The sequence below is a fragment of the Candidatus Cloacimonadota bacterium genome, assembly GCA_020532355.1.
Lineage (GTDB): Bacteria > Cloacimonadota > Cloacimonadia > Cloacimonadales > Cloacimonadaceae > UBA5456.
In genome coordinates, this window is sequence record JAJBBD010000253.1 from 1 (window position 1) to 3,305 (window position 3,305).

Annotated in this window: 4 protein-coding genes; all 4 read right to left on the bottom strand. The window is 41.0% G+C overall.

Features of this window, described 5'->3' with window-relative positions:
• Positions 1–365 precede the first annotated feature (365 nt).
• Positions 366–1,424 (bottom strand): M42 family metallopeptidase, encoded by a 1,059-nt coding sequence (locus LHW48_08865; protein MCB5260560.1) that lies wholly within the window; start codon positions 1,422–1,424, stop codon positions 366–368.
• Positions 1,425–1,432: 8 nt separating this feature from the next.
• A complete protein-coding gene (locus LHW48_08870; protein MCB5260561.1) occupies positions 1,433–1,828 on the bottom strand; it encodes a cupin domain-containing protein in 396 nt (131 codons plus the stop codon).
• Between the two features lie 128 nt (positions 1,829–1,956).
• Positions 1,957–2,334 carry a hypothetical protein gene (locus LHW48_08875; GenBank protein MCB5260562.1) on the bottom strand — a complete coding sequence of 126 codons (378 nt, stop codon included), beginning with the start codon at positions 2,332–2,334 and terminating at the stop codon, positions 1,957–1,959.
• A 12-nt stretch (positions 2,335–2,346) separates the two neighbouring features.
• A complete protein-coding gene (locus LHW48_08880) occupies positions 2,347–3,063 on the bottom strand; it encodes a hypothetical protein (protein ID MCB5260563.1) in 717 nt (238 codons plus the stop codon).
• Between the last annotated feature and the right edge of the window lie 242 nt (positions 3,064–3,305).

Consider the following 3,305-nt stretch of genomic DNA (forward strand, 5'->3'; position numbering starts at 1 on the left):
GAGAATTGCATTATGGCGGTCTCAGATTGTAGAGATATCGTTGTTCGGATCTAAGAGCCTTAACTATAGATCAGGATCAGGATTTGGATAGATATCAGTATTGGAGTTTTGTCACTTCTTTGCGGCTTAAAAAAAAATCGGGCATTTTGGAGCGAAACCCAAAAGTCAACAAATAGTCAGAAATCAGCTCAATTTGCAATAATCGGTGATCCAAACCACGCAAGGCTTTATCCCCATTTGTACTGGTGATCGCCATTTGTAAATTTGGGTGATTCTTTATACTGCTGCGACATAAAAAGCTGGGTGCATATTAAAAAGGGCACCGCTCATGAGGAACAGTGCCTTATACATTTGAAGTTTGAACTTTATCTGCTCAAGTCCAATTTATCACTGGCGGTTTTAACAAATTCTGTAAGGAGCTTAACCGCATTATCCAAATCTTCTAAGTTGATTATTTCATTAGGCGAATGCATATAGCGATTGGGGATGCTGAGTACTGCAGTTGCCACTCCACCTCGTTGGGCATGAATAGCATCGGCGTCGGTGCCAGTGTAGCTGGGAGAAATTTCCAATTGGATAGGAATCTTATGTTGTTTGGCAATATCTTGCAAATGTTTGTTCAATCCGGGATGCAGCGCAGCACCCAAAGCAAGAACAGGTCCCTTACCCAGGTTGACGTCGCCAAATTTCCTTTTATCGGCGCCTGGTACATCAGAAGTAAAGGTAACATCAACAGCGATGGCAATATCCGGCTCGATCTTGTAGGAGCTGGTGCGAGAGCCCTTCATTGTTGTTTCTTCACCCACAGAAGATACTGCATAGTAGTTTGCGGAAACTTGAGTTTTAGCAAGAGCTTTCATAACTGCAGCCGCAATATAAACACCAACTTTGTTATCGGTAGCTTTGCTCACGATTACGTTTTCACTAAGCTCTTCTATCTCACTATGGAAGGTAATTATATCACCTATGCTAATCCTTTTTTCGGCGTCTTTCTTATCTTTTACGCCAATATCGATCCAGATATCTTCCATCTTGAGCTTGGGGTTATCTGAATCTCCCCGCGTCATATGTGGGGCATTCTTACCGATGATTCCTCGAACTACTTTGCCGTCATGATGGATGTCAAGCCTTAAACCTGGAAGTAAGTTTACATCAAATCCACCTAAAGGTTTTACGTATACATAACCGCTATCATCAATGTAATTTACCATAAAACCAATCTCATCGGCATGACCAACAATCATTATCTTTAAATCTCCGCTTCCGCGTTTAAAAGCGATCAGATTACCGTTTATATCGCTGGAAATATCATCGCAAGTTCCACGCAGATACCCTTTAGTAATCTTTTGAGCATCGCTTTCAAAACCGGAGGGACTGGCAACACGTAGCAGTTGATACAGATATTCTTTATTAGTTTTGTTCATAGTACATCCTAACAGTTATTAGCTTCTTCATCGGCAAAAGGATTAAGAGTTTTCTTAACTACCGGTTGTTCATGCGGAATGAGACAGAGGAACTTAAGTGTATCCTCGCCTACGTTTTTGAAAGCATGCATCATACCGGGATCTACATACATTATATCGTTTTCGGCAAAAGGTAATTCTCCGCGTTCGGTAACGAGTGCGCCTTTGCCGGAGAGGCAATAAAGTTCGTGTTCCCAATTGTGTTGATGATAAGGGGTGTGACCTCCGGGCTCTACTTCAAACATACGCATAGCAAAGTTCGGAGCGCCGTCTTTTTGACTGATAAGCCAGCGAATCTGAGCTCCTTGAGCTCCTTCGGCATAAACGGGTTCAAGTTCAACATTGTCGTAGTGAACTACTTTCATTGGTATCCTCCAGTATCTATGATTTCATATCAAAAAGATAAGTGTTTTATGTAATAAAACCACAAGATTACATATAAAAAAGGTGGAATAACAAGTACTCCACCAAAATGTTAAGCAGCCAAGACAAATTAGGCTTCCTGTTCTGGCTCCTCATCGCTTTGTTCTGGGGGTTCCACTTCTTCTTCAACTGTCTTAGCTTGAATGTCGATATCTACGGAGCATTTGGCTACTTCGGGATAGAAATCGTCAATATATTCGCGCACGGTATTTTCGATATCATCGTGTTTATCAAGGATATCCTGACTAAAACAAATCTTTAGCGAAATGTAGCTCATAGTTTGGTTTATATCTACTTTGGGAAATTCACCATATACATTAGAAAGAAATTCGGGAAGGGATTTGGAGAGTTTAACCACTCCGCTAACTCGACGGAAAGCCTTCATCCCAAAGTGGGCTGCTGCTGCGGTACCGCCGATGAAAAGCATGGTTTTGAAGAACTTTTTCATTATTATACCTCGTTATTTGTAGATGGATTTGATTTTTCCCCAGCTGCGGTTTTGCACCGATACTGGTTCGTGAATTTCAATATCAGAAACAGAAATGGGATTAAGAGAAAACTCGCCAAAACTAAAGGTTACAATGCCAGTAATTGAAGAGAACTGGCTGTAACTCTTGGATGAAATAAGCGGCATATTTCCAAAACTGCCCAATGAGATATTGCATAAACCTGTGCCATCGCTTACACCCAGACGATTGCGACTGCTTTTCTTATTTGAACTGCTTAAAGATTGAATTTTGGCATAAACGCTTTCATAGGCTTCCGCTTCAACAGCGTGAGTGATTTGAGCAGTAGTAAGAATAGCGGGACGGGGAAGAGGATGGTTGCGCTCAAGAATGGTAAGAGATGTTATGTTTTGTAAAGAGGTCATCCCAAAGCTTTCTTGTACAACACCAGATATGTGGATGCGATCTCCTGTTCGGACATTATTCCTGCGATCAAGAACCAATAAACCGCTGTATGGACCACTTATCGGTTCAGAGATAAAGAAACCATCAGATTTATAATCCACAGCCGTAACAATGCCTTCTGTGCTAACACTTTTTCCGACATACGGAGATGGATATGTATTATCATTACCCGGGAAAGCAGTATACTGAATATCGAATATGGAAATGCTCCATGCTGATGAAATCAGACCTGCAAACAGGATTATGATTAATATGTAATTCTTCATTCACTACCTCTTTGGGTCAGTATGATGCACATAGTCTTCCTGTCAAGGAAAATCAGAGCACTTTTTGGAGCTTGAGGAAATTTTGCAACAACCACGCTAAATACTCATGGAACATTACACTCGAACCGAAGGAAAGGCATTTCTTAAAGCCACTATACGTAATCCCATCGCTTCTATTTGAGTGATGAATTTGCGTAAAGCTTCAAGTTTTTCCCTATTGTGACAGTGACTAATAATTACAA